Origin of the sequence: Nonomuraea sp. MG754425, assembly GCF_021699195.1 — a bacterium.
Lineage (GTDB): Bacteria > Actinomycetota > Actinomycetes > Streptosporangiales > Streptosporangiaceae > Nonomuraea.
Map to the genome: position 1 here is coordinate 1 of NZ_SSXE01000630.1, position 215 is coordinate 215.

1 rRNA gene is annotated in these 215 nt (G+C 49.3%); it reads left to right on the forward strand.

Features of this window, described 5'->3' with window-relative positions:
- Positions 1-215 (forward strand): 16S ribosomal RNA (locus tag FAF44_RS56675); the annotation flags it as partial.

A 215-nucleotide genomic window follows, 5' to 3' on the forward strand; every position in this document is an offset into this window, starting at 1 on the left:
GGGGAATATTGGACAATGGGCGAAAGCCTGATCCAGCCATGCCGCGTGTGTGAAGAAGGTCTTCGGATTGTAAAGCACTTTAAGTTGGGAGGAAGGGCATTAACCTAATACGTTAGTGTTTTGACGTTACCGACAGAATAAGCACCGGCTAACTCTGTGCCAGCAGCCGCGGTAATACAGAGGGTGCAAGCGTTAATCGGAATTACTGGGCGTAA